General features: G+C 53.0%; 22 protein-coding genes and 3 tRNA genes. 20 read left to right on the forward strand and 5 right to left on the reverse strand.

Annotated elements, in window-relative coordinates:
- Positions 1 to 360: 360 nt before the first annotated feature.
- The 3 genes from ACJJIP_RS07330 to ACJJIP_RS07340 all read left to right on the forward strand — a co-directional run bounded on the left by ACJJIP_RS07330 (position 361) and on the right by ACJJIP_RS07340 (position 3479).
- Positions 361 to 1662 carry a condensation domain-containing protein gene (locus tag ACJJIP_RS07330; protein WP_444946540.1) on the forward strand — a complete coding sequence of 434 codons (1302 nt, stop codon included), beginning with the start codon at positions 361 to 363 and terminating at the stop codon, positions 1660 to 1662.
- 63 nt (positions 1663 to 1725) lie between these two features.
- Positions 1726 to 2556, forward strand: a complete 831-nt coding sequence (locus tag ACJJIP_RS07335; RefSeq protein ID WP_040628812.1) for a glycosyltransferase — start codon at positions 1726 to 1728, stop codon at positions 2554 to 2556.
- Positions 2553 to 3479 carry an NAD-dependent epimerase/dehydratase family protein gene (locus tag ACJJIP_RS07340; protein WP_444946541.1) on the forward strand — a complete coding sequence of 309 codons (927 nt, stop codon included), beginning with the start codon at positions 2553 to 2555 and terminating at the stop codon, positions 3477 to 3479. Before ACJJIP_RS07335 ends, ACJJIP_RS07340 begins: the two co-directional genes overlap by 4 nt.
- On the opposite strand, the gene ACJJIP_RS07345 is transcribed toward ACJJIP_RS07340, so the two are convergent.
- On the reverse strand, positions 3480 to 4205 hold the full coding sequence (locus tag ACJJIP_RS07345) for a UDP-2,3-diacylglucosamine diphosphatase (protein ID WP_444946542.1): 726 nt from the start codon (positions 4203 to 4205) through the stop codon (positions 3480 to 3482). It abuts the gene before it with no gap.
- Positions 4206 to 4240: 35 nt separating this feature from the next.
- Positions 4241 to 4750 (reverse strand): peptidylprolyl isomerase, encoded by a 510-nt coding sequence (locus ACJJIP_RS07350; RefSeq protein ID WP_282953141.1) that lies wholly within the window; start codon positions 4748 to 4750, stop codon positions 4241 to 4243.
- A gap of 208 nt (positions 4751 to 4958) precedes the next feature.
- Between ACJJIP_RS07350 and ACJJIP_RS07355 the strand changes: the two genes are divergently transcribed.
- The 11 genes from ACJJIP_RS07355 (at position 4959) to ACJJIP_RS07405 (ending at position 18244) form a co-directional block, all read left to right on the forward strand.
- The gene (locus tag ACJJIP_RS07355; RefSeq protein ID WP_444946543.1) at positions 4959 to 6632 is read left to right on the forward strand and encodes a glutamine--tRNA ligase/YqeY domain fusion protein; all 1674 of its coding nucleotides are present in this window, start codon (positions 4959 to 4961) and stop codon (positions 6630 to 6632) included.
- Between the two features lie 91 nt (positions 6633 to 6723).
- Entirely contained in the window at positions 6724 to 8100 is a 1377-nt protein-coding gene (gene cysS, locus ACJJIP_RS07360; RefSeq protein WP_026305071.1) for a cysteine--tRNA ligase, read from the forward strand.
- Between the two features lie 104 nt (positions 8101 to 8204).
- The gene (locus ACJJIP_RS07365) at positions 8205 to 8393 is read left to right on the forward strand and encodes a DUF3012 domain-containing protein (RefSeq protein WP_020413170.1); all 189 of its coding nucleotides are present in this window, start codon (positions 8205 to 8207) and stop codon (positions 8391 to 8393) included.
- Between the two features lie 15 nt (positions 8394 to 8408).
- Positions 8409 to 9836, forward strand: a complete 1428-nt coding sequence (locus tag ACJJIP_RS07370) for a Wadjet anti-phage system protein JetA family protein (protein WP_020413169.1) — start codon at positions 8409 to 8411, stop codon at positions 9834 to 9836.
- Positions 9829 to 10593: a DUF4194 domain-containing protein gene (locus ACJJIP_RS07375; RefSeq protein WP_444946544.1), complete on the forward strand. Its 765-nt coding sequence runs from the start codon at positions 9829 to 9831 to the stop codon at positions 10591 to 10593. Before ACJJIP_RS07370 ends, ACJJIP_RS07375 begins: the two co-directional genes overlap by 8 nt.
- A 155-nt stretch (positions 10594 to 10748) precedes the next feature.
- Complete coding sequence (locus ACJJIP_RS07380; RefSeq protein ID WP_444946545.1) at positions 10749 to 14396, forward strand: ATP-binding protein; 3648 nt, start codon at positions 10749 to 10751, stop codon at positions 14394 to 14396.
- A gap of 42 nt (positions 14397 to 14438) precedes the next feature.
- Positions 14439 to 15641 carry a Wadjet anti-phage system protein JetD domain-containing protein gene (locus ACJJIP_RS07385; protein WP_444946546.1) on the forward strand — a complete coding sequence of 401 codons (1203 nt, stop codon included), beginning with the start codon at positions 14439 to 14441 and terminating at the stop codon, positions 15639 to 15641.
- 168 nt (positions 15642 to 15809) lie between these two features.
- A complete protein-coding gene (locus tag ACJJIP_RS07390) occupies positions 15810 to 16262 on the forward strand; it encodes a hypothetical protein (protein ID WP_282953147.1) in 453 nt (150 codons plus the stop codon).
- Between the two features lie 140 nt (positions 16263 to 16402).
- Positions 16403 to 16873 carry a free L-methionine (R)-S-oxide reductase MsrC gene (gene msrC / locus ACJJIP_RS07395; RefSeq protein ID WP_020413164.1) on the forward strand — a complete coding sequence of 157 codons (471 nt, stop codon included), beginning with the start codon at positions 16403 to 16405 and terminating at the stop codon, positions 16871 to 16873.
- A complete protein-coding gene (locus ACJJIP_RS07400) occupies positions 16873 to 17619 on the forward strand; it encodes a spermine/spermidine synthase domain-containing protein (protein WP_444946547.1) in 747 nt (248 codons plus the stop codon). Before msrC ends, ACJJIP_RS07400 begins: the two co-directional genes overlap by 1 nt.
- A 169-nt stretch (positions 17620 to 17788) precedes the next feature.
- Positions 17789 to 18244 (forward strand): hypothetical protein, encoded by a 456-nt coding sequence (locus tag ACJJIP_RS07405; protein ID WP_020413162.1) that lies wholly within the window; start codon positions 17789 to 17791, stop codon positions 18242 to 18244.
- Between the two features lie 54 nt (positions 18245 to 18298).
- On the opposite strand, the gene ACJJIP_RS07410 is transcribed toward ACJJIP_RS07405, so the two are convergent.
- Genes ACJJIP_RS07410 through folD form a run of 3 tightly spaced genes read right to left on the reverse strand, consistent with a single transcriptional unit; the run spans position 18299 to position 20860 of the window.
- Positions 18299 to 19312 carry a class I SAM-dependent methyltransferase gene (locus ACJJIP_RS07410; protein ID WP_020413161.1) on the reverse strand — a complete coding sequence of 338 codons (1014 nt, stop codon included), beginning with the start codon at positions 19310 to 19312 and terminating at the stop codon, positions 18299 to 18301.
- A 5-nt stretch (positions 19313 to 19317) separates the two neighbouring features.
- On the reverse strand, positions 19318 to 20022 hold the full coding sequence (gene rsuA, locus ACJJIP_RS07415) for a 16S rRNA pseudouridine(516) synthase RsuA (protein WP_282953149.1): 705 nt from the start codon (positions 20020 to 20022) through the stop codon (positions 19318 to 19320).
- Positions 20015 to 20860, reverse strand: a complete 846-nt coding sequence (folD, locus tag ACJJIP_RS07420) for a bifunctional methylenetetrahydrofolate dehydrogenase/methenyltetrahydrofolate cyclohydrolase FolD (RefSeq protein WP_020413159.1) — start codon at positions 20858 to 20860, stop codon at positions 20015 to 20017. Before folD ends, rsuA begins: the two co-directional genes overlap by 8 nt.
- A 340-nt stretch (positions 20861 to 21200) precedes the next feature.
- Between folD and ACJJIP_RS07425 the strand changes: the two genes are divergently transcribed.
- The 6 genes from ACJJIP_RS07425 to ACJJIP_RS07450 all read left to right on the forward strand — a co-directional run bounded on the left by ACJJIP_RS07425 (position 21201) and on the right by ACJJIP_RS07450 (position 23689).
- Positions 21201 to 21277 (forward strand) — tRNA-Pro (locus ACJJIP_RS07425).
- An 18-nt stretch (positions 21278 to 21295) separates the two neighbouring features.
- A tRNA-Arg gene (locus ACJJIP_RS07430) sits at positions 21296 to 21372 on the forward strand.
- Between the two features lie 115 nt (positions 21373 to 21487).
- A tRNA-His gene (locus ACJJIP_RS07435) sits at positions 21488 to 21563 on the forward strand.
- A 671-nt stretch (positions 21564 to 22234) separates the two neighbouring features.
- Complete coding sequence (locus tag ACJJIP_RS07440; RefSeq protein WP_444946548.1) at positions 22235 to 22750, forward strand: ankyrin repeat domain-containing protein; 516 nt, start codon at positions 22235 to 22237, stop codon at positions 22748 to 22750.
- Between the two features lie 111 nt (positions 22751 to 22861).
- Complete coding sequence (locus ACJJIP_RS07445) at positions 22862 to 23305, forward strand: hypothetical protein (protein ID WP_444946549.1); 444 nt, start codon at positions 22862 to 22864, stop codon at positions 23303 to 23305.
- Between the two features lie 78 nt (positions 23306 to 23383).
- Positions 23384 to 23689 (forward strand): hypothetical protein, encoded by a 306-nt coding sequence (locus tag ACJJIP_RS07450; RefSeq protein WP_444946550.1) that lies wholly within the window; start codon positions 23384 to 23386, stop codon positions 23687 to 23689.
- The last annotated feature ends 81 nt before the right edge of the window (positions 23690 to 23770 follow it).

Consider the following 23770-nt stretch of genomic DNA (forward strand, 5'->3'; position numbering starts at 1 on the left):
GAACTCCTACCTTGAGGTCTACAAGAATCATGCAATGGGCCAGCATTGTAAATCAAGTAGATCTGATGCGTCTGGGGGGTTGTTTTTCCGCCAGTGCGATTTTCTGGCGGGGGTATACAAGCGGTAAGTTTGCGGGATTTGTATATCCTTAACTCATACTTTCGCTGGAAGTATCAGTATGCAGTCAATTGGAAAATCTCGCATAGTGACAATTGACAACGGTGCCTTATACGACAGATCCATCGCTTTGTATCGCTCAGGTGTAGATGTTTGTGAGCGGTCATCAATGTACTGGGCGTCCGGATTGCGGTCCAAGGGCCAGCTGGTTGCTCCGAAACAAGAACAGGCCAGGAGAGTACCGTGGCTGGCTGGAGTTCCTCATTCAGTGTGCCGCTTTCGATAACTGAGCAGCGCATCTACGATTTGAACCATCGCAAATCATTAGCGGACCTGATTACACGTGCGATGTATGTGAAAGGGGACGTCGATATTGAGCTGTTCGAGAAGGCAATTCCAGGAGTTGCTAATTCCTACCCTATCTTTCGCTGTCGATATGATTCATCCCCCACTCGCAGCTTTAAAAACATAGAACTGGATTATTTAGACATTCGCCATATGAGCGAAACACATATAACCAGTTTTTTACGCCAATTCAGCAGCTCTCCGATGGATCTCAATGCAGACCAGTTACTGGGGCTTAGTCTGTTCCGTACAGGTGAAGACGAATATATTTTCCTGACCAAAAGCCACCATATCATTACGGATGGAATTAGCTTGTCGCTTCTTTGGGCAGAGTCTCTGAAAAATTACTTAAGCCTTGCTGCTGGAAAAGGGTTTAATCCCAGAGTGGAAGATACGGATTTTGCCGACTACATCAATTTTGAGGAGGCCTATCTGGATTCCGAACGGGGGCAGAAGGCGCGCTACTACTGGCTAAATATGCTTAGCGAGGAAAAAGAAGCCGTTGAGCGGGCATCTCATCAGGAGATTGTCTCGCTTAGTTGTGATGATGTGTGTGACATGATTGAAGGGGAGGACTTAGTCCGAATTAAGGAGCAGGCGAATTCGGCAAATGTCAGCCTTTTTACTTATTTATGTGCCGCTTACCAGCAGACACTTTGTGAATTCCTGCATTTTGATTTCTGGATGAATACGAACTTATCCCTGCGCCTCAAAAGAGAACACAGAGAGGTGTTCGGTCCAATGTGTCGCTATGCATGCTTGAGAGTGCGTAGAGATGAATCCTGGAATGAAAAACTGAGTCGGCTTTCCCTGGAAATAAAGCGTGCGGTTCGTACAGTATATGCCGCCGACTCTATTGGTCCCCATGGTTCTTTGGGTCATAGCTTGAATGCTTCCCGTGCCTATCTGATTACCTTCCTGCAGGCAGAAGAGCATCAGGAGGGTTTTACCGGTGTTTATACCGGTGAGAATTCAGACTGGGTATATCTCAGCGATGACTTAAAAATACGTACAATACCTCTACCGACACGCCTGACACCTTATGGCATATACCTGTCTATGGCTGCCTATGGCGGACGGTTGCGCTCCAGTTTTATCTACAATGTTAATTGCTTCACCCAAGAGCAAATGGAAAGCTTCGTGGATCGTTGGCATGCCCGTGTGATCTGTGGAGATGGGGATAGGATGCCCCCACTTTAATTGGCTTGTGCCCAAGCTGTACTGGTAATAGTCGTACTGCCTCAAGTTTTGACAGTTGTTGCTATGTCACGATGTGCCTTTGTTACCCTTGTAAACAGTCCAGATTATGTAATCGGCGCCACTGCTTTGAAGCGCTCCCTGGATCGGGTTGGCAGTATTCATCCCCTGGTATGCATGGTGGTTGCTGGCAGTTGTGACAGTCGTCCTCTTGAGCAGGCGGGCTGTATTGTACGGGAGGTGCGCCCTCCTTCACTTTCTGATGAATTTACCCTTCGGCATGGACGTGAGGCCTTACATAGGCGCGCTCCTTTTAATAAAGGGAAAAAGCCCGAATTTCATAATCCCTTGAATAATTTCTGCAAGCTGGCACTGTGGGGGTTGACTGAGTACGAAAAAGTTTTTTTTCTCGATGCAGATATTTTGTTGTTGCGTAATATCGACCACCTGATGACATTCCCGGAGTTTTGCGCGGCCCCCAACCTCTATGAGGGGTTGGATGGCTTCCACCGAATGAACTCAGGTTCATTCACTGCCGTACCGAGTGAGGCAACCTATCAGAGAATGTTGGCAGAGCTGGATCGCCCCGGTGTTTTTTGGCGGCGCACAGATCAAACCTTTCTTGAGACTTTCTTTTCCAGATGGCATGGACTGCCTTACATCTACAATGCCCTGCAGTATTTGTACCTGAATCTGCCACAACTATGGCAGTGGAGCAGTATCCATGTGATTCACTACCAGTACGAGAAGCCTTGGCAACAAGCACACCCTAAAGCTAAGCAGCTCAAACCACTGATTGATTTGTGGTGGGCGGTTTATGAGGGACGGGATATCAGCGGTCAATTGGATCAATTGAGTCGTGCGCAACAGCTTCAGCCTAATGGAGGAATCTCGTGAGAATTGGTATCACCGGCGCCAGTGGATATGTGGGGCAATTTATTGTCAGGCATTTCCTGCGGAGAGAGTGCCAGGTGAGAGGATTGTCACGCTCCTTATGGAAATCTGAGATTTTCGGCGGTGACAGCAGGCTTGAATGGACCTGCGGTACTATGTCGAGCGATCAGGTACTTTCCGGGTTTGTCGAAGGGCTCGATGCGGTGGTCCATGGGGCTTTCGAGCATTTGCCGGGGCGATATCGTGGTGGGGAGGGGGGCAACCTTACCGGCTTCCTGGAGTCGAATTTAAATCGCACTCTGGCATTGATGCAGATGGCTCACGATGCCGGGGTAAAAAAATTCATATTTCTTTCCAGTCGTGCAGTCTATGCCACAGGACAGTTACGTGGCGACCTATGCGAGGATGGTGCAACCCAGCCGGAAACTTTCTATGGGGCATATAAGTCTGCTGTAGAGGCTATGGTATCTGCTTGGGCCGGGCAAAGAAATTGGCACGCGGTGTCCTTGCGCCTGACTGGTGTTTACGGTGTGGTAAATCCGTTAGTGCGCAGTAAGTGGTATGACATTGCTTGTGCGATTATCAGAGAGAAGCGCTATTCCCAGGGAAGGAATGCCACCGAGGTGCACGGCACAGACGTAGCCAGGGCAGTGGAATTATTACTGGAGGCGAAAGATGCTCGCGGCCATGCGATAAACTGCAGCGACCGAATAATAAGCAATCGCGAAGTGGCGGAAATTATCCAGTCGATTTCGGGCGCGCGTGGGCCACTGCCATCAGCAGCACAGGGGATGGAGCCGGCAGTGTTGGATTGTGCCTATTTAAGATGCAAGGGATTTCGCTTCGGGGGAGAGAAGCGCTTGTGGGAGAGCCTGCGGGAGCTGGTTGAGGCCGTGCGGGAAGAGCATAGCCTCAAGCAGTGCTGATCAGCCTATAGGCCAGTGGATCAACTCCAGCGAGTCCTTGCCCGCTTTCAAGCACCAGCCATTGCGGTCCCAGTCCCCAAGTACGATGCGCTCTGCCGGAGTTCCGTCAACGTCAAGGCTGTGGCGCCCGGGCCTGTGAGTATGGCCGTGGATCAGGGTGTCCACATTGTGCTCGCGCATTACCCTTTCCACCTCCTCAGGAGTTACGTCCATGATGTCTTCCGCTTTGCGGCTGTTCATCGCCTTGGAGGCGGCGCGGATCTGTGCGGCAATAGCACGACGCTCTTCAAGAGGCTTGGCCAGCAGCGCCTGCTGCCAGTTACTGTCGCGGGCCTGGCGGCGAAACGCCATATATTCCTCGTCTAAAGTGCACAGGCTATCGCCATGCATCAGTAGAGCCTGGTGGCCGGCAAGGGGGAGAGCGGTAGGGTCTTGTAAAAGCACTGCACCAACACGCTGGGCGAAATCAGTACCTAGCAGGAAATCGCGGTTGCCGTGCATCAAGTACAATTCTACACCGGTATCAGTGTAGTGGCTGAGTTCCCGGACAACCTCATCAATCAGCGGGGCATCGTCGTCATCGCCAATCCAGGCCTCGAAGAAGTCGCCGAGAATATACAGTGCTTCGGCACCGGCGGCTGGACCGCGCAGGAAATCAAAGAAAGCCCTGGTAATATCTGGGCGTCCCTCGTCGAGGTGCAAATCAGAAATTAAATAAGTAGACAATGTCCCCGCCTTAGAGTCTGAATGGACCCGAGAAATTACTTGCCGGCGTAGTCGTCAGAAATGCTGACACCAGTGATCTCAATGGTTTCCATGGGTACATCTTGATGGAAGCCTTTGCTGCCGGTTTTCACGCTCTTGATCTTGTTTACAACGTCCATACCATCGGTCACCTTGCCGAAAACGCAGTAGCCCCAGCCCTGTGCATCTTTGCTGCGGAAATTCAGGAAATCATTGTCTTTAACATTAATAAAGAACTGTGAGCTGGCGGAATGTGGATCCATAGTGCGTGCCATGGCCAGGGTGCCAGTATCATTTTTCAGGCCGTTGTCGGCTTCGTTCTCGATGGACTCGCGGGTTTCCTTCTGCTCCATTTCGGGGGTCATACCGCCGCCCTGGATCATGAAGTTGTCGATCACCCGGTGGAAAATGGTCCCAGTATAAAAGTCATCACGACAGTACTGCAGGAAGTTGGCAGCAGTCTTTGGGGCCTTGTCGAAATCCAGTTCGATAGAGATATCTCCGTGGGTAGTGTGCAGGGTGATCATAAAGTGTCCTATAAGGGTTGATTTGGGGCGGCATGATACCTTGTAGTCCGTAGCTGTAAAATGCTGCGATAGCAGATCGGTGCCGATTGCCTAAAAAGTGAACGCCGCCAACCAATTGATTGGTAGCAGCCTTTTCAAATTCGATATTCTGTGGCCCAACTAGGCTATAATCGGCCGTTTACATTCGCACAGCTGTAACGAGAAACCTATGACATCCGAGAGCAAGCCCGCTCACTTTTTACAGAACCTTATCCGCGAAGACCTGGCCGAGGGTCGGGTGACTCAAGTGGCAACCCGCTTTCCACCTGAGCCGAACGGTTATCTGCACATTGGCCACGCCAAATCTATTTGTTTGAATTTTGGTCTGGCACAGGAGTTTGGCGGTACCTGTAATCTACGCTTTGACGACACTAACCCTGCCAAGGAAGAGGAAGAGTTTGTCGACGCAATCAAGCGCGATGTTTCCTGGCTGGGCTTCGAATGGAACGGTAAAGCTAAATACTCTTCGGATAATTTTGACCAATTATATGAATGGGCCCTACACCTGATTAAAGAAGGCAAGGCCTATGTCTGTGACTTGTCTGCTGAAGAGGCTCGCCACTACCGTGGCACGCTCAAGGAGCCGGGTAAAAATAGTCCCTACCGTGATCGCTCTGTGGAAGATAATTTGGCGCTGTTTGAAAAGATGCGCAATGGTGAAATGGAAGAGGGCCAGTGCAGCCTGCGCGCCAAGATCGATATGGCAGCGCCCAATATTAATCTGCGCGACCCGATCATTTATCGTATAAAGAAAATGGCTCACCACCAGACCGGTGACAAGTGGTGCATTTATCCCAGCTACGATTTTGCCCACGGCCAATGTGATGCGATTGAGGGCATCAGTCACTCTATCTGTACCCTGGAGTTTGAAGATCACAAGCCGCTATACGACTGGATGATCGAGAATCTGCCGGTGCCTTCACGCCCGCGCCAGTATGAATTTGCACGCCTGCACCTCAACTACACGGTGGTATCCAAGCGCAAACTCAAGCAGCTGGTAGACGAAGGGCATGTAGACGGCTGGGATGATCCCCGTATGCCGACACTTTCCGGTATGCGCCGTCGCGGCTTTACGCCAGCTTCAATCCGTAATTTCTGCGAGATGATCGGCGTAACCCGCTCTGATTCCGTCGTAGATGTGAGCATGTTGGAATACAGCATTCGCGACGACCTGGACAAAAATGCCCCCCGCGCTATGTGTGTGATGGAACCACTGAAGATCACTCTGAAGAATTACCCAGAAGGCCAGGAAGAGATGCTGTCAGCACCCGGCCACCCGGTACGCGATGACCTGCCGGCTCGTGAGCTTCCGTTTGGGCGCACCCTCTATATCGAGAAAGACGACTTCCGCGAAGAGGCCAACAAGAAGTACAAGCGCCTGGTGTTGGGCAAAAAGGTACGTTTGCGTAACGCCTATGTGATCTTTGCCGAAGAAGTCGTGAAGAATGATGCCGGTGAAATTGTTGAGGTGATCTGCTCAGTTGATCTCGATACCTTGGGTAAAGACCCGGCCGACGGTGTTAAGCCAAAGGGCGTTATTCACTGGGTATCTGCCGATAACAATGTCGGTTGCGAAGTGCGTCTCTACGATCGCCTGTTCAATGATGCATCGCCGGATGCCGGCGGTAAGAATTTCCTCGACTGCGTAAACCCGGACAACCTGCAAATCCTAAAAGGCTGTAAGGCAGAGATCGGCCTGGCCAAGGCGGAGCCGGAGCAGGGCTACCAGTTCGAGCGCAACGGCTATTTCTGTCGCGACAGCAAATATGGCAGTGCGGAAGCACCGGTATTTAACCGTACCATTGGCCTGCGCGACAGCTGGGCGAAAGAACAAAGCAAGTAGTAGCAAAACCAGTAACTGTCTAAACGGCAGTTTCGTTGGGTGGGTCAGTGAGCGGCCCGCCCCAGGCAGCAAAAAGAATTCGAGAGAAAAGATGTCTCTACAGGTCTACAACACGTTTTCCGGGAAGAAAGAACCCTTCGTACCATTGGTGGAAGATCAGGTGCGCATGTATGTGTGTGGCCCCACCGTGTACAACCGTGTGCATATTGGCAATGCCCGCCCTGTGGTGGTGTTCGACACCCTGTACCGGGTGCTGAAAAGAAACTTCAGCGATGTGATTTACGCGCGCAATATCACCGATATTGACGACAAAATCATGAAAACCGCGCGGGATAATGGCGAGGAAATCGGCGTGCTGTCGGCGCGCTATGCCCAGGCTTACTACGAGGATATGGCCGCGCTCAATAACCTGGAGCCGGATATTGTACCCTACGCCACCCAGCACTTGCCGGAAATGATCGCGATGATCGAAAGCCTGCTGGAGAAAGGCCATGCCTACGCTGCAGAGGGGCATGTGCTGTTCGCAGTGGAGTCCATGCAGGAATACGGCCAGCTTTCCAAGCGCTCCCTTGACGATATGCTCGCCGGTGCGCGTGTGGAAGTGGCACCTTACAAAAAATACGCCGGTGACTTCGTACTGTGGAAGCCTTCCTCAGATGAAGAGCCCGGTTGGGACAGCCCCTGGGGGCGTGGTCGTCCGGGTTGGCACCTGGAGTGCTCGGCCATGATCAAGAAGCATCTGGGTGATACCATCGATATCCATGGCGGTGGTCGCGACCTGACTTTCCCTCACCATGAAAACGAGCGCGCCCAAAGCTGCTGCGCCAATGGTGTCGACTTTGTGCGCTACTGGATGCACAACGGCTACGTCAATATCGACGGCGAGAAAATGTCCAAGTCTTTGGGCAACTTCCGCATGGTTAAAGATTTGCTTGAATTGTACCCCGGTGAAGTTCTGCGTTTTGCGTTGCTGTCCGCTCATTATCGCTCTGAACTGAACTTCAGTGCTGACTTACTCGATCAAGCTTGGCGAACCTTGGACACCCTCTACGGTGCCCTGCGTGAAACCGAAGCCGTTGAGGCTGGAGCTGCAGATTTGGGTGGCAGCGCCTTTATCAAAGCGCTGGAAGATGATCTGAATACGCCCATCGCCATCAGTGAACTGCATCAGATCGCCCGTGACCTGAACAAGGCTGAAGATGCTGACAAAGCGCGCTTAAAAAGTTTACTGCTGGCTGCCGGTGAAATGCTCGGTATTTTGCAGCAGGACCCGGAAGCCTGGTTCAAGCAGGCCCGTGGTGGAGAGGAGTCTGTTTCTGCTGAGGAAATTGAAGCGCTGATTGAAGAGCGTGTACAGAGCAAGAAAAATCGAGACTTTGCCCGTGCCGATGAGATTCGGGAGGAGTTAAAATCTAAGGGTGTAGTACTAGAGGATAGTCGAGAAGGTACCAAGTGGCGCCGAGAGTAAGGTGCCTCTTAATCAATAGGAACACTCAAGCTCTTTCCCGCCCTCATTTCAAATAGGTAATTGGGGTTGGGGTATCATCCGAATTTCATTTGTAGAAGCAAACTATGAAAAAAGTATTTGTCTTGATCATCTCTATTGTCGCAGTGGTAACCCTGACAGCTTGTGAACCCAAGCGTGGCTCCGATGCCTGGTGTAAAAAAATGGACAGTGTGCCTAAGGGACAATGGACCATGAATGATGCGGGCGACTACACCAAGTACTGTGTCTTCAACCAAAAGCCGGAAGAGGAATAAGCGGGCCTATAGTCGTTGTTCTTCGTCGATTCCTACCAGCACTTCTTCCGCCCGCTGACCGGTAAATACCGCGAACAGGTGGTTGAATGCTTGCGTCTTTTGTATGAGCGTCTGTACACCGCCAAGGCTGACTACGGTGAGTCTTTGCTGCGCGAACAGATTTTGGAAATTTTTGCCGAGGCCCTGACCCGCGCGCCCCAACTCGATAGTGAAGATGGAGTGCAGGACCCCGAGGGCCGCTTCCGCAACCTGCGCGACCAGGCCGTCTGGGTATTGAACAGCCTGGTGGAATTCGGTTGGCTGGAGAAGCAGGTAGATAGTGCCACGCTCACCGCCACCTATCCGTTTAGCCGCCGGGGCCGCCTTTTTACTCAGCCGCTGGTTGAAGTGAACGGCACCCGCGTGCGCACCCGTCACCGCAATACCCGCAACACCTTAAATGCCCTGGAAGCCTTTGCCAGCCGAGGTGAAATCCACGACTTGATCGATGCCTGGGAATACTCCGAGCGTATCGTGGCGGATTTCACCGATATGATCGCCGAGCTGGAAGAGCGCAAGCGAGAAATGGTGCGGGAGGTGGAGGCCCAATTGCTGGTGCAACAGGCCACCGATGAGTTTTTCTCCTTTATGGAGAGCCGCTTCCAGCCGGACCTGGCTATCCGACTGTCTGCGGACAGCGTGGAAAAACATCGCGACTCCATCAACCGGGTGATTGACTGCATTCGCCGCAAGGAGGATGTGCAGAAAGCGGAGTGGGAGAAGCGCCTGCGCCAGCTGCTGCCGGAGTTGATGCAACCGGGCCAATCCCTGTTGTGGCTGATGCTCGATACCATCGAGGACCGCATGCGCCGCGCCTGCGAGGTGAAGTTGCCCGCTTTGCGCCGCGCACTACAGGGCTTTACCAAGCGTGCGGATATTATTATCCGCCAGCTCAGCTACCTGCACAGCCAGGCCGAAGGTGAATTTGCCGACCTGTGCCAGCGCCTCGGTGAAAGCCAGCAAAAAACACAAATTCTCGAGCAGCTGGGCGAACAGTTAGGTGGCTTCCAGCTGCGCCTGTTTGACCCCAAACAAACCCAGCTGTGGCAGCGCAATCGCCGCCAGCCGGTGAATACCCGGGTCGAAGATGAAACCCCCATCGGTGAAGAAAACCGTCGCGAGATCGAGCTGCAACAACTGCTCGACCAGGCGTTTAATTTCAACAACAGTAACCTGCGCGATTATCTGAGTGATGCCCTCGGCACCGGCCGCCAGATCAATAGCCGCAACCTGCCATTGCGCGATGCGCGTGATCTGCTCGCTATGAGCCATGTGATCGAAGCGGCGGCGGTGAACCAGAGCGGCGCCGCCGACCTGCAGGTGAAATTTACCGGTGAAATCGCCAGCAATGATTATTTCACAGAATTTGACGAATATATCCTGGAGCTGAAAAACAGTGATTGAACAGGCTTTGGAAGAGGCCCTGGCGCAGTGTCGTCTGAACCGCAGCGAATTTTCCGAGCTGCTGGTGCGCCTGTTGGATTACGGCGTTATCTGCCGGGATGAAAGCGTAATTGAGACCACGCTTTACGATCGCTTCCAGCGCTGCGAGCAGCTGGTGCGCGAGTGGTTGGCCCCGCTGGGGTTGCGTTTGCAGCACGACAGCCGCTTCCAGTTTATCCGCGTGTATCCGCCCGGCGCCGAAGTGCCGGGCCTGCCGGACCAGGAAGAGCCGCACCACGGTGGCTTCCGCGCCCGCCTCAGTCAGCAGGAAGTGGCCGCGATTCTCGCCTTGCGCGTGGAATACGATAAAGCGCTGCGGGAAGGGCAGGTGGATGAGAGTGGTTGCGCGGCGCTATCGATGGAAGCCCTGGAACTGGGCATGCGCAACCTGCTGAAAATGTCCCTGCCGGATAAGCACGCCGAGCGCAAAAATCTGTTGAAGAAATTGCGCCAGCTGCGTTTGGTGCAGTTCAGCAGCGAAGAAGTGGAGACCAGTGCGGAAGTCTGGTTGCGCGTACGCCCGACCATCGCCCACTTTGTCAGCGAGTCGGTATTGCACCAGCTGATCGACAGCGAAGTCCCGCCCGCGGTGGAGAGCGCGGCCGCTCAAGTTTATGAGGTTGGCGAGGTTGAAGAGGCGGAACAAGAGCAAGCGCTCGAACGCATCACTCCAGAAGTCGAAGATAACAGCCTGTTTGAGAGTGAAGCCGCCTCCTAGTTGAAAATAGAGGCCGCACTAGCGGCTATAAAAAATCGAAAACATTCGACCGCCCGGGTTTGCGTAAATCGCGCCCGGGAGCCTCGGAGAGGGGTGCCGGCCTCCCGCCGGCCAAAAGACCCTGCTTTTGAAAAGACCGTTTTTTTGAAAAGACTATGTTCCTAAAAAAACTGATCCTGATTAACTGGGGCAATATCCCGCAGTTGGAATATGATTTCGGCCCGATCAACCTGTTTTCCGGTGGCAACGGTTCCGGTAAAACCACGGCGGCCGATGCTATCCAGACTTTGATGACCGCCGCCCACGACACCCTGTTTACCTTTAACCCGGGGCAGGATGAAACCACCCAGCGCGGGCGCGGTGGCAAGCAGGTGCGGACACTAGCTTCTTATGTACTGGGTTGTGACGACGGCAGTTACGCTCGGGTAGAGCCCACCGACTGTTACATTGCCGGTATTTTCCATCCCACCAGCGGTGAAGACGACGCTGAGCCTTTTACCGCAGTGATGGGGATTCGCGCGCACCTGGATAGCAGCAGCAAACCCGCCCAGGCTCGCCAAAGTGATTTGCGCTTTTTCGTATTCCCCGGTGAACAGTTGGTGATGGGAGATTTTGTCCGGGATTACACCGATGGCAAACACCTGTTGCCGCTGGATAAATTCAACCAGGTCCTGAGCAAGCAGTTCGAAAAAGTAGAGCAGTACGACAAGAAAAAGGCCTACCTGCGCCGCCTTTACGGTGCCCTGCGCGGACGCCGCGATGCGGTCTCCGATCGCGAGGCCATGCACGCCGCGCGCACCTTTGCCAATTTTATGGCCTACAAGCCAGTAAAAAGCATCAACGATTTTGTCGCCCAGGAAGTGTTGGAAAAACGCGATCTGGGTGATGCCATCCGCTCAGTCTCCGAGCTGATGAAAACCATTCACAGCATGGAGCAGGAAGCCCGCCAGATTGTGGAGCGGGTCAGTTCCCTGGAGGCCATCGCCCAGTCGGTAGAGCTCTACCGGGAGCAGTGGTTGCAGTTGCGGGTACAGGAATATTTATGCGCACGCCACCGCCAGCAGCGGGTACAAAAGAGTTATCTGAGCGGCAAGAACGACCAGAAAAAACTGCGCAGTGATCTGGACAACAATGAGCGCGAAGTGCGCGTCGCCTCTGAACGCGTCGAGCAGCTCAACGGCCAGCTGGTAGAACTTCAAGCCCAGCGCCTGGGTATCGATGCGCTGCGCAATAAGGACGAACTGGAACAGCGTATTAACAATGCCCTGAGCCTTCTGTCCCAGCAGCACACCCCCATGTCTGCCGAAGAGGCCCGCTGGCGCGAGAACCGTGAGGCCGCCGAAGAATTATTAAACCTGCTCAACTCCACCTCCGCCGAGCTGGAAATTCCCGCTTTCTCTGATAAAGCACTGGTGCAGGCGGTCAAGCAGGTGGCCCGCGAGGAAGACCTGCCGGATCTGCACAAGTTATTGGGCAAGGACTGGATTGACCTGGCTGCATTGGAGCCACTGCGCGAGCGCGCTGCCAGCAGTGAGGCCCTACAGAACCGCCTCTTCGACCTGCTGGATAGCAGTGGCAAAGCTGGCGTCGGTGATGAGGTTTCCCCCAAAGAGCAGATTGCCCAGCAGGCCTCCCGCTGGGAGCAAAAAGTACAGCAGCTGCAAAAGCAGCTGCGCACCCAGGAGAGCCGCATTCAGCATCTCCAGGCCAACCGCGTGCGCTACCCCCAATCGGTGGAAGCGGCCCTGGCCGCAATTCGCGAGCAGTGCCCTGAGGCGGAGCCCCGCGTCCTGTGTGATTATGTGGAAGTGCTGGATGAGCGCTGGCAGATGGCGATTGAAGGCTATCTGGGCGGTGCGCGCTTCTCGATTATTGTGGAGCCGGAACACGAGGCCCGCGCGATTCGTATCGTGCGCGGCCTGCCCGGGCGCAACAACCGCGCCCGTGTGATCCAGGGGGATAAAGCCCGCCGCGATGCGGAGCGCCTGGATACACCGTCGGGCTCCATTATCGAACTGATGGAGTTCACCCATAAAACTGCCGAGCACTATCTGCGCGCCTCTTACGGTGCCGTGGTGCAGGTGGAGGATGAACACGAGCTGCGCGGCACCCGCCGGGGTCTGACTGCCGACGGTATGGCCAGTGGCAACTACAGCATGTGGCGCTGCGATATGGACGATGCCGAGTTGGTCTTCGGTCAGGGCGCCCGCGCTCGCGCACTGGCGGCGCAGCAGCGCGCTATGGAGCAGTTGCTGGAAGAGGCCGCCCACGTCAACGAGCGCCACCAGCTCTACCGCCGAGTCACCAACGCGGTGCGCGGACTGGCGAATATCAAGCTGTTGTCCATTGTGGATTCCGCCCTGGCGGCCCAGCGGGAATGGCGCAGCGCCGAGCGGGCTTTAGAAAACCTGGACCTGAAGGACTTCGAGCAGTTCGAGCAGCAGGTCGATGAACTCAAGGCCCAGCTCAAAGACCAGCAGAAGCAGCTGTCTGATCTCCAGCGCAAGCATGGCTCTCTGGAGACCAAGCTAAGAAGCAACGAAAAACTCTTATACGCCCTGTCTGGCGAGCTGGAGTCCCTGGACGATGCTGCCAGTGACAGCGAGGAAATGGTAAGGCGCATTACCGCCATCGACCCCACCTTCGATGCCGAGCAAGTGTTGGTTACTGCCGACGAGCAGGTAGAACGTGCGGCCGACAACTTTGACTTCTCAGCGGATATCGAAAGTTGGCAGGGACAGCTGGAGAAATACAGTCGCCAGTTGGATCGCGCGGTGATGGAGTACAACGCCACCTGTGCCAGCGTCGATACGCTGGTGTTTGAGCCCGACATTGGTGGGGGCCATAAAGATGGCCTGTTCAAGTTAATCAGCGGTCTCGGCGATCAGGTAGAGACCCTGCGCAACCGCCTCAAGAACAACCTGCTGGTGGAGCGCCACGATCAACTGCTGGGATTGAAAAAATCCTTTAACACCACTTTTGTGACTCATTTGTGCCACGCTATTTACCAATCCATCAATGATGGTAAGCGCGTTCTCGATGATCTCAATAAAGAACTGGAGCACCACCGTTTCGGCGCCGATCGGGAAAGCTTCCGTTTCGACTACCAGTGGGTGGCGGAATTCAAGGAGTACTGGAGCTTCTTTAAAGCGGTGATTGAACTGCCGAATCTGGGCGAAGAGCAAAGCCTGTTCGATACGGATCTGGCGCCCAAGCACCGCAAGGTACGGGATCGCCTGTTGAGTATGCTGCTGAGTGAGGATGAGCAGGTGGCGCGGCGCGAGCTGGATCGAATCAGCGACTATCGCAACTACCGCAGCTATGAGATCTATAAGGAACCGGAAGGCAAGGAGCCGATTGCGCTCAGCCAGTACGGCACCGGTTCCGGCGGCCAGCTGGAAACGCCGGCTTATATTATCCGCTCTGCAGCGGTCACTTCGGCTTTCCGCTTTGGTGAGAGTGGCAGCCATTTGCAGATGGTGCTGGTGGATGAGGCCTTCTCCAAAATGGATGAGTCCCGCTCCAAGGAAGTGATCCGTTACCTGACTGAAACCCTGGGCTTACAACTGCTGTTTATTATGCCCAGCAGTAAATCGGGGCCTTTTATGGACCTGATCTCGAATCAGTTTGTATTCAGTAAGTGCCCCAGTGCCAAGCCCATCGGCCAGCTGAATACCCGGGTGTATGTCGATCGCAAGGTGTGCAACCAGGAGCGTATCGCCGAACTCTGGGCCAACCACCGCCGCACGATTCGCCAACAGGCGTCGCTGGATTTTATGGACCTGGTAGAAGTAGAGGGATAGGTATTTTCGGGGGAAACCCCTCCATTGGCAGGGAGGCAACCGATGGAAAAGGCATTGCCCTATTGGGTAGAGGAAAACCCGCTGTTAATCGGCATCCTGAATTTTATTCTGGATCGGCGGGACAGCCAGCTGGAACGCGGCAAGGAAGCCCGCATTAGTTTCAGGCTGGATTTGCGCGCTGGCAGTAAGCGTTGGCTGGAAGTGTTGGAGCCCCTCAGGGACCCCGACCAAGACGAGCAGGAGCTGTGGAATGAATTGCAGCACTTTGCGCGGGAATACCAGTGTTTTACGGTGAAACCGAATCCGAAAAGGCGGCCGGGTGTTGCCGAGTGGCAGGGGGCCCAATTGATTTTTCGGGATGCCAGCGAGGAACAGCTGCGCCTGTGGCTCAATCGCCCATCCCCCACCGTTCGCCAATCCACCTGGACCAGCCTGCTGGAGCCCTATGTCGATCGCTTTGAGAATCCCTCTGCTTTTCCCTTCGAAGGGTTGGAACTCCAACCGGGGTTTGAGTCCGTCGAAGAAATTATTGCTTGCTGGGTTTCCGTCGGCAAAGAGCTGATCTTTGCCGATAAAATTTCCTGGCGACAATTAGCCGCGCGCTGCTTTAAGGGGGATTCCAAATACCTGGAATTACCCAGCCGTCAATCTCTGGTGCGCAATCTCTATCCTGACCTGAGCCGTAAAATCCAGGAGCGCCAGCTTTTACTTCACGCCTACCTGCCCAGGCAATTTGAGCAGGTCATTTTTATCGAAAACCAGGACACTTTTATTAGCCTGGCGGAGCTGCAACCCAGTCGTGCTGCGCTGGTTTATAGCGAGGGCTACCAGGGCGGCGCAGAACGGATTCGCAATGGGGCGAGGGTGCGCTTCAGCACTATTAATGTGGTTGGTGAAAATATCCGGCAGCAATTCCTAAGCTGGTGGCACGATAGGGAGTCCCGAACGGTTCCAACATTTTTCTGGGGGGATCTGGACTACGAAGGATTGCGGATTGCCGCAGCGCTGAGAAAGAGCTTTCCTGACTTGCAGTGCTGGCGCCCGGGCTACGATCTGTTACTGCATTTTCTGCGCACGGGAAAAGCCCATGCTCCGGAGCAGGCAGAAAAGGTGGGGCAAAAGCTGGTGCAAGCGATTGGTTGCCAATACGCAGATAGCACGCTGTTGCCAGCAATTTCAGACAGCAATCGCTATGTGGATCAGGAGGCGGTTGAGATTGGGGAGCTGGCCGGGACATTGGTGTGAATATGTCGCTATCCGATAAATTTTAATTGCTCGTTTTTATGGAATGGTGACTATCAAGGCTTTGGCAGGCTTTTGAACTTGTTTTTTATGCGCAATATCTCGGAAGATACAGAAAATTTGCTGTAAAAATGCCCTTCTAAAATAAGAAGGGATGTTTCTGGAGATTTTATGCGTCAGTTTTCCATTTTGGTCATTTTCGTTTTGGCCTTTGGCGGCGCCGCTGTTTTGTACGAGAAGGAAAGTCGTAAAGTAAAAGGCGTCCTGACCCAGATTACTGAGCTACAGGCGCAGATGGGCGACTTGCAAGCGGAGGTCAATCGACTTAACAGCGAGCTGGAGGCAGTGAAGCTTGCCGAGCGTCGCCGCCCGAATCTGAGAACTATGGCCAGTCGTATCCGCCGAGAGAGCACACCTTCCACGCCGCCTAAGCCTGTGGTGGAAAAACGATATGAAAGAAAGTCCAGCGGCTTGATTACCTCCGATGTCACTACAGCACCACCCGCCATCCAATCTAATAATGGTAATGCAGAGCAGGGCAGCGAGTGGTCCCGCCCGACCATAGATGCAGACCAATATCAGGAGGAATCTGGGGGGCAGGAGGTACTGGACCCTTACCAGTAATTTGTTCTCAGCTATTGATTCCAGATTGAAAGCCCGCAAAATACCTGCGTCTTGGCGCGCATAGCGCTAGGTATTTTGCGGGTTTGCTGTTTGTAGCAGACTCAATATGTAGCCACGGTTTGTGAGAGGCGATACGGCCAATGTCGTTAGATAAATTTTATGCATCTCTGAGTGGACAGCTGGAAGGCCTGCTGTCAGCTGAAAGAGACTGGCTGGCCAATACTGCCAATGCCAGTGCACTGCTTTTTATGGAGCTGGAAGATATCAACTGGGCCGGCTTCTACTTTCTGCATGGCGAAGAGCTGCGCTTGGGGCCCTTCCAGGGCAAACCGGCATGTACTCGCATCCCGGTAGGTGCCGGTGTCTGCGGTACTGCAGTTTCCACTGGCGAATCCCAATTGGTTGAAGATGTGCACCAGTTTCCCGGGCATATCGCTTGCGATGCGGTTTCTGCCTCTGAAGTGGTCATTCCGCTTTACGATAATAATGGCCATTGTCTCGGTGTGTTGGATATTGATAGCCCCACCGTTGCCCGCTTTACGCGAGAAGACCTGACAGGTTTGCAGTCCTTTGCACAGGTGCTGCTGAAATCCTCCGATTTGCCAAGCTGATGGCATTACTGTGGCAGAAGCAGGTAGAGGGTACCTGTTATCAGGTGCGTAACCATGGTGCCAGTGTGCGCCTTTACAGTAATGGGGTTTTTCACTCCCAGTGGAATCCCCGAGACCCTCTCAAGGGCTCCCTTTGGGAGCTGCTTCTGCTGCCGGCATTTTTCATTGATGAAAAGCGCTTGAACTCGGTGCTGCTGCTTGGTGTAGGAGGTGGCGCCCTGATTCGCTTACTGCAGGCTTATACCTCGGCAAAGCGTATTATTGGGGTTGATCTGGACCCTGTGCATTTAGAGATTGCCCGGCGTTTCTTCCGTGTGAGTAATGTCGATCTGGTGTGTGCCGACGCCACTGAGTATGTGGCGGATCATCTAAATGATCCTTCCAATGAACCATTTGATCTGGTTATCGATGACTTATTTGGCCACACTCAGGGAGTGGCGCAGCGCGCGGTGCTCGCAAATAGACAATGGTGCTCCAGCCTGATGCGCCTGTTACACCGGGATGGCGTGCTGGTGAGTAACTTTGGTGACAAACACGAATTGCAGGGCAGTGCTTGGCGCCAGCAGTCTATGCGCCAGAGATTAAAAGGTGCCTGGATGGCGTATATGCCTCAGTATGAGAATCATATTTTGGCAGTCAGTCGCAAAGCTTTGCCTTTGGCGGATCTGCAGTGCCGCGCACCAGATAAGATTAATCCAACCAACCCCAACCGACGCCTCAATTTCAAGATGAGCCGGCTGCGTTGACAACTAATTTTTGCCCGCCTTAGGACTCAATTCCGGCACTAGGGTGACAAATATGGGAATACTTACCAGTCACCTAAACGCTGTCACCTCAATACTGATATTGATTGGCGCCCTTTGACACCGGCTGCCTATACTTAAGTCAGCGACGTAGTTTTTTTGGGACCGGTCGATGCGGTACAAAACTGTTGAGGAAGTGATCCAGGAAGGAAGGGACTTTCATGCCAAGCTGGCGCTGCAATATGAAGAGTATGAGCAGCTCGCCACCAATAAACGGGTCGAGCTACTTTTGGATCAGCTTCGACGACGGGAAGACTCCATGAAGCACTCGCTGGAGAACTTCCATGCAGATCTTCCCCCAGGTGCTCTGCATACTTGGGTGCAATTTGCTCCCGAAGGGCGCGAGAAAGAATTCCTGCAGCGACTGCGAAGTATCGATATTGAAAACCTCGACGACATTGCCAAATTGGCTATGGATATCGAGATTTACCTGGCGGATCAATATCGTGACTTGGCGCAGGGTGCAGAAACGCCCTCGGCACGGGAAGCTTTCGAACGTTTGCGCCAGCTTGAGGAGCTCGAGGAACACACGCTTTCGATGAACCTCTTCAATTTACGCGATTATTAGGATCGCAATCCTGCCCTGGCGACTGCTTTTCCTGTTATCCGTATCGCCTGCGCTCTAAGGGCGGAGGCGGTACACGCAGAACCCTTTCTCTTTGGTGATTAGCCGCACATCAGAGAAGTAGTGCGGTCCCTTCTTTGCCAAAGGAATAAACTCATTCACCACAAAAAGTGCTGAGCCGGTAATTTTAAGTATCCGCGCGCTGTGCTGTAGGAAACGGTCAGTGAGGTCGCCTTCAACCTGGAACCCTTGGTGAAAGGGAGGATTACAGAGCACCAAATCTGCGATTCCGCCTTCCAACTCAGAACCGGCATCTGAAGGCAATACCACGCCCTTTATACCCAGCTCGCGGAAATTCTTTTCGCAGGCCAGTAGAGCAGCGGCATTGTTATCGGTGCCGGTAAAGTGGAATTCGCCTAAGGGGGCCAGCTGGGCACTGAGATAGCCGTAGCCGCACCCCAGGTCCACGACGCGGGCGCCAGGTTTCGGCAGTTCGGTGGTGAATTGTTGGGCCAGCAGCGCGCTACCTTTGTCGATCTTGTTCCAGCCGAACAGGCCAGGTTTGCTGTACAGGCCGTTGAGCTCCGGCAGACTGCGTAGTTGCGGGTAATCCAGTTCGCCAACTAGCTCCTCTGCACTTGGGTGATCCACTCGGTTAGTACTGGAATAGTCATTGCCGTGTTTTTGCAGTTGTTTAGCAGTGCCAAGGCGCTCAGCTACTTTAGCCGCATAGCTTTTGATGCCGCTCTGTTTTCCCCCAAGCAATACCAGCTCGCCGCCTTCGCCGAGAAAGTGTGGAGCCTGGTTGATGATGTGATGAACTACCGCCTTTTCTTTGGAGACCGAATAAACGATGCGGCGATAGTTGCGGTCCAGTTCCCCAAAGTGGAAGTCGTTAAAGAAGCTGCGGGCCACTTTGCCCTCTGCCTGTTCAGCAATATCCCAGCGATTACTGAGCAGGTCACCATCAAAGTGAAATCCCGGCTGCAGCAGGGATTTACTGTTTTCATCGGCGATCCACAGGGTTTCCCTGGGTGCCTGGAGGAGTTCCTGTAGGAGAAGGGCAGACATATTGTTTATTGTACCGAGGCGATTTCTTCAGGGGTTAGGAGGCGATAGTCGCCTTCTTGGAGTTCTTCATCGAGGGAGATATCGCCGATTCTCTCCCGGTGTAGCTCTAGTACCCGGTTACCCAAAGCGGCGAACATACGTTTTACCTGATGATAGCGGCCCTCGCCAATGGTGAGGCGGACCTCGTTGGCATAGAGAATCTCAAGCTTGGCCGGTTTGGTTCTCTTCTTTTCGTTGTTGAGCCAGATGCCCTTGGCAAACTTTGCCACCGCATCCTCCTCAATCCTCTCTGCCAGCATGGCGTAGTAGGTTTTATCACAATGATGGTTTGGTGAGGTTACTTTATGGGACCACTGGCCATCGTCGGTGAGCAGGACCAGCCCGGTGGTATCGATATCCAGGCGCCCGGCAATATGCAGTTTGGATTTGTTGGGCTCGTCAATCAGGTCCAGTACCGTGGGGTGTTCGCCATCTTTGGTTGCGCTCACATAGCCCAGAGGTTTGTTTAACATAATGTAGCGTGGCCCCGGCTCGTGCAGGGGCTCGCCATCCAGGTACAGTGCATCGCCGGCCTGTACCTTGGCGGCTGGGTCGGTGACTATCTCGCCATTTACACTGATGCGCTCCGCTTTGGCGGCGCGCTTCACGTCGGAGCGGGAGAGGTCGGTCACCTGGCTGACCGCCTTATCCAATCGTATAAAACTAGCCAATCTTACGTTCACCGGAATCGACAGATTGGTAGATAAGGGTATTGATGGTCATAGGGCCAACACCGCCGGGCACCGGGGTGTAGGCGGCAGCGCGATCAATCAACGGGCCAAGCTCTATATCGCCCACACCGCCTGGATGGTAGCCGGCATCGACAACCACTGCGCCGTCCTTAATCCACTCAGCCTTGATAAATTCCGGCTTGCCTACGGCGCCCACTACGATATCTGCGCGGCGGATATGATCGGCCAGATCTTTGGTGCGCGAATGACAGATGGTGACGGTAGCGTTGGCGTTTAGCAGCATGGCCGCCATTGGCTTGCCTAAGATGGGGCTGCGACCTACAACCACGGCATGCTTGCCTTCCAGTTCAATATTGTAGGCTTCCAGCAAGCGCATAATGCCTTTTGGAGTTGCACAGCCATAGGCTTCTTCGCCCATGGCCATACGACCAAAGCCCAGACAAGTTACGCCATCAACATCCTTATCCAGGCTGATAGCGTCGAAGCAGGCGCGCTCGTCGATCTGTGCCGGAACCGGGTGCTGCAACAGAATGCCGTGGACGTTGGGGTTGGTATTCAGTTCTTCGATTTTGGCGAGCAGCTGCTCAGTAGTGGTGGAGGAGGGCAGTTCCACCTGCATGGAATCCATGCCGATACGGCGGCAGGCATTGCCTTTCATCTTTACGTAAGTGGCGGAAGCGGGGTCATCACCCACCAGGATGGTAGCCAGGATTGGCGTTTGGCCACCACTCTTCTCCTTCAGTGCGGCTACCCGAGCCGAAAGTTCCTCTTCAGTTTTCTGTGCCAGGGCCTTGCCGTCCAGAACCAATGCAGACATAGATGCTATCTCTAACAATAAAAAATCGAGTGCTAAATAGACCGGAGTTTGCTCCAGCACCTACTTTATATAGAAGGGCGGAAGCAGGCGGCTTTCGAGCTGCTTACTTTTTATCCGGTCGGATTCGCGAAGTGCGCCATTTTCGCACAGGTTGGAAATAATTTCGCCACTTCAGGCCCTTGAGAGGCAAAAGGATAAACTTCTTAAAAAATAATAGCTTAGAAGCGTTGACACAGGCCTGGGGTATCAGTACTATGCGCGCACTTCGCAAATGCAGCGATCTAAACAACCACCCCAAGGGCGGTAAGCAAGATCAAAGAAGTGCGAATGATTGGAAAAACGGGGCATAGCGCAGTCTGGTAGCGCGCCTGCTTTGGGAGCAGGATGTCGGGGGTTCGAATCCCTCTGCCCCGACCAATTTTCCGGGTTCACCTTGCGCCCGTAGCTCAGCTGGATAGAGCATCCGCCTTCTAAGCGGATGGTCGCAGGTTCGAGTCCTGCCGGGCGTGCCATCTTCACTAGATGGTGCTGGTTTGGCAAAAAGGACTCAGTCTGAAGCCAGATTGGCTGCAAGAGATATCCGGAACTCAGTACTGCCACAAGGTGCTGAAGTATATCACTACTATGGTGGCCGTAGCTCAGTTGGTAGAGCACAGGATTGTGGCTCCTGAGGTCGCGGGTTCGATCCCCGTCGGCCACCCCAGATTCTTCCTTGTTTATCAAGGACTTAAAACCTCGCCTAGTGCGGGGTTTTTTAGTTTTGGGCGCCAGTGTGGTAATTTTTACCACAATCGATTTTTTCAGCGCGCCCAATTGGATACTTATCCAGTGCTCTTGTATCTGAAGGAGTTCCTTCAGGTGCGATCGCGCTTGTAAGTAGTGAGTGTTCTGGAAATAAAAAATGCTGCCATAACTGAGCGTTGCGTAGGCACCCGCCCGAGACTTCCTTCTTTGGGCTGGTATGTGCTTTCTAGGAATCTCTATATTTTTCCACGGAATGTTCAGAGACTTTGGATCGTTTTTCTTATCTTTACTTTCTCTCATTGGTCTATTTTGCGTGGTTACAGCTATTGTTGCATCAATCCGGTATCCAAAGATTAATGCACTATCAGTTTATTCGGCATCACTTGGTATTGCGGCAATAGTAGTTGGTGTATACATTGGGGTTCCGTTCGCACCGCTCCTGCTAGCTTCGGCGGTTAGCTTAATGGTTGGTGAAATTTTCCTTGTAGTTGAGTACGTTAGGGGCACTTAACCAGGCAATGCAGCCGACGGCACAACTTTGTGCACTTTTTGCGCGGTCGCTGCACTCCCATTATTACGCAAAAAGAGCACAAAGTTGGCCGCAGCTGATTGCGGCGTTATGAGTAATCCATGGACGACGATCTCTGTTACGAAAGTGACTTGATGGAGCTGTCGCCTCAAGACCTTGAGGAATACTATGGCCCATTTGACGATATAGATAGGCCAGATAGTTATGGTGATTCTTTGCTGCTAGCAGCATGTAAGAATAGAAACTTAGCGTACGTAAAGTATTATTTGAAGAAAGGGGCAAACCCCGATTTCCGAAATGACTGTGGCGATACTCCCTTACTTGAGGTTATTGATACTGCTGAAGATGATGAAGAGGTCGCAATACCAATTATTCAAACTTTGATTGATGCTGGCGCAAACTTAGAGGTTCGAGGCTATATGGATAAAACGCCATTTCTAAAGGCGTGCTCTAGAAACTTAATCAGCGTTTTAAAGCTATTGGTTGAGTCTGGCTGCAATACTAAAGCGGTTGTTTCTGAGTACGGTGAAGACTTGAACGGCTTATGGTTTGCGAATTGCTTTGGCCTAAACAACGACCTCAAAGAGTATATTGGTATTACTGTCAAAAACTCATAACAAGCAGCGGCACAATCGCCCGCAAAAAGCGCGGGCTGGACTCGCAAGACTACGTTTTGCTCGCCTGTACGCTGGGCGTTATGATTACAGAAGAAAATATAGATGTGTTTTATGAAGAAACTTTTGATAGGGATTTCTGTTCTCGCAACGGGTTGTACTAACCTTTCCACTGACTTGAAATTGGTCACTGAAGGTTCCGAAATATCAGAGCTAAAAGTATTTCGGGAATCTGCATTTCAGAATGGAGCAATAAGCATGTATGTTGGCGAATCAGACAAATATTTCCTCAGGCTGAGTAGTGGGCAGCATGGTTCAGTCAAGATGAATTCAGGTGTTCATACCATTCAAGCTAAGGCTGATGCTAGCCCGTCTTCTTCGATAGAAATAGAGCTAAAACCGAACGAGACAACGTGTTTGAAGGGCAGCCCTAATAAAGCGGCTCTAGGTGCAGTAGTAATTCCGATTATTGGCAACATGGTTCCATCATTCGTACTTACAGAAATAGAATGCCCTACCGATCAGGCAGAAGAGGCCAATGGTAGTAGAAATTCATAACAAGCGACTCAAAAACCACTCCACTTCGTTCCGCTGGACGCGCCTTTTAGCCGGGCGTTATGCATCTTCTGGTGACTCATGAGCTGGTTTCGAAGACAGGACAGTAAAAAGAACAGTGGCTATCTTCTCGAGGGTTTGCTCGCAGGGATGGCAATCTCTCTTGGAAGTTCATTATTAGTCATAGGAACTATGGGTGGCTGGTTAGGGTTTGTATCCTTTGTCGCTCTTTGTACTGCTACCTACTGGTGCGCAAAGATATTTATATACAAAAAGAAGCTTTTATCGGGTATCGGAAGAAGCGAATTTTGGTGGCTAGGTTTTTTCGCTGGCGGCCTTATCTTCATGGGCTACGGTTTTGCCGCATTGGGAGTGGTAAATGCATAACAAGGCGCTGTTGTCGCAGCCTATAGCTGCTGGGGCGGCCCACTGTGTGGTCCGCCCCAAAGCTTGGCGTTATGTTTCGAA

The organism is Microbulbifer variabilis, assembly GCF_052467165.1.

What these genes read in the sequence shown, in the direction of transcription:
- ACJJIP_RS07335 (WP_040628812.1), top strand. Translation starts at nt 1,726, where the DNA reads ATGTCACGATGTGCCTTTGTTACCCTTGTAAACAGTCCAGATTATGTA.
- ACJJIP_RS07350 (WP_282953141.1), bottom strand. Translation starts at nt 4,750, where the DNA reads ATGATCACCCTGCACACTACCCACGGAGATATCTCTATCGAACTGGAT.
- ACJJIP_RS07355 (WP_444946543.1), top strand. Translation starts at nt 4,959, where the DNA reads ATGACATCCGAGAGCAAGCCCGCTCACTTTTTACAGAACCTTATCCGC.
- cysS (WP_026305071.1), top strand. Translation starts at nt 6,724, where the DNA reads ATGTCTCTACAGGTCTACAACACGTTTTCCGGGAAGAAAGAACCCTTC.
- ACJJIP_RS07365 (WP_020413170.1), top strand. Translation starts at nt 8,205, where the DNA reads ATGAAAAAAGTATTTGTCTTGATCATCTCTATTGTCGCAGTGGTAACC.
- ACJJIP_RS07380 (WP_444946545.1), top strand. Translation starts at nt 10,749, where the DNA reads ATGTTCCTAAAAAAACTGATCCTGATTAACTGGGGCAATATCCCGCAG.
- ACJJIP_RS07385 (WP_444946546.1), top strand. Translation starts at nt 14,439, where the DNA reads ATGGAAAAGGCATTGCCCTATTGGGTAGAGGAAAACCCGCTGTTAATC.
- ACJJIP_RS07390 (WP_282953147.1), top strand. Translation starts at nt 15,810, where the DNA reads ATGCGTCAGTTTTCCATTTTGGTCATTTTCGTTTTGGCCTTTGGCGGC.
- msrC (WP_020413164.1), top strand. Translation starts at nt 16,403, where the DNA reads ATGTCGTTAGATAAATTTTATGCATCTCTGAGTGGACAGCTGGAAGGC.
- ACJJIP_RS07400 (WP_444946547.1), top strand. Translation starts at nt 16,873, where the DNA reads ATGGCATTACTGTGGCAGAAGCAGGTAGAGGGTACCTGTTATCAGGTG.
- ACJJIP_RS07405 (WP_020413162.1), top strand. Translation starts at nt 17,789, where the DNA reads ATGCGGTACAAAACTGTTGAGGAAGTGATCCAGGAAGGAAGGGACTTT.
- ACJJIP_RS07410 (WP_020413161.1), bottom strand. Translation starts at nt 19,312, where the DNA reads ATGTCTGCCCTTCTCCTACAGGAACTCCTCCAGGCACCCAGGGAAACC.
- folD (WP_020413159.1), bottom strand. Translation starts at nt 20,860, where the DNA reads ATGTCTGCATTGGTTCTGGACGGCAAGGCCCTGGCACAGAAAACTGAA.
- ACJJIP_RS07440 (WP_444946548.1), top strand. Translation starts at nt 22,235, where the DNA reads ATGGACGACGATCTCTGTTACGAAAGTGACTTGATGGAGCTGTCGCCT.
- ACJJIP_RS07445 (WP_444946549.1), top strand. Translation starts at nt 22,862, where the DNA reads ATGAAGAAACTTTTGATAGGGATTTCTGTTCTCGCAACGGGTTGTACT.
- ACJJIP_RS07450 (WP_444946550.1), top strand. Translation starts at nt 23,384, where the DNA reads ATGAGCTGGTTTCGAAGACAGGACAGTAAAAAGAACAGTGGCTATCTT.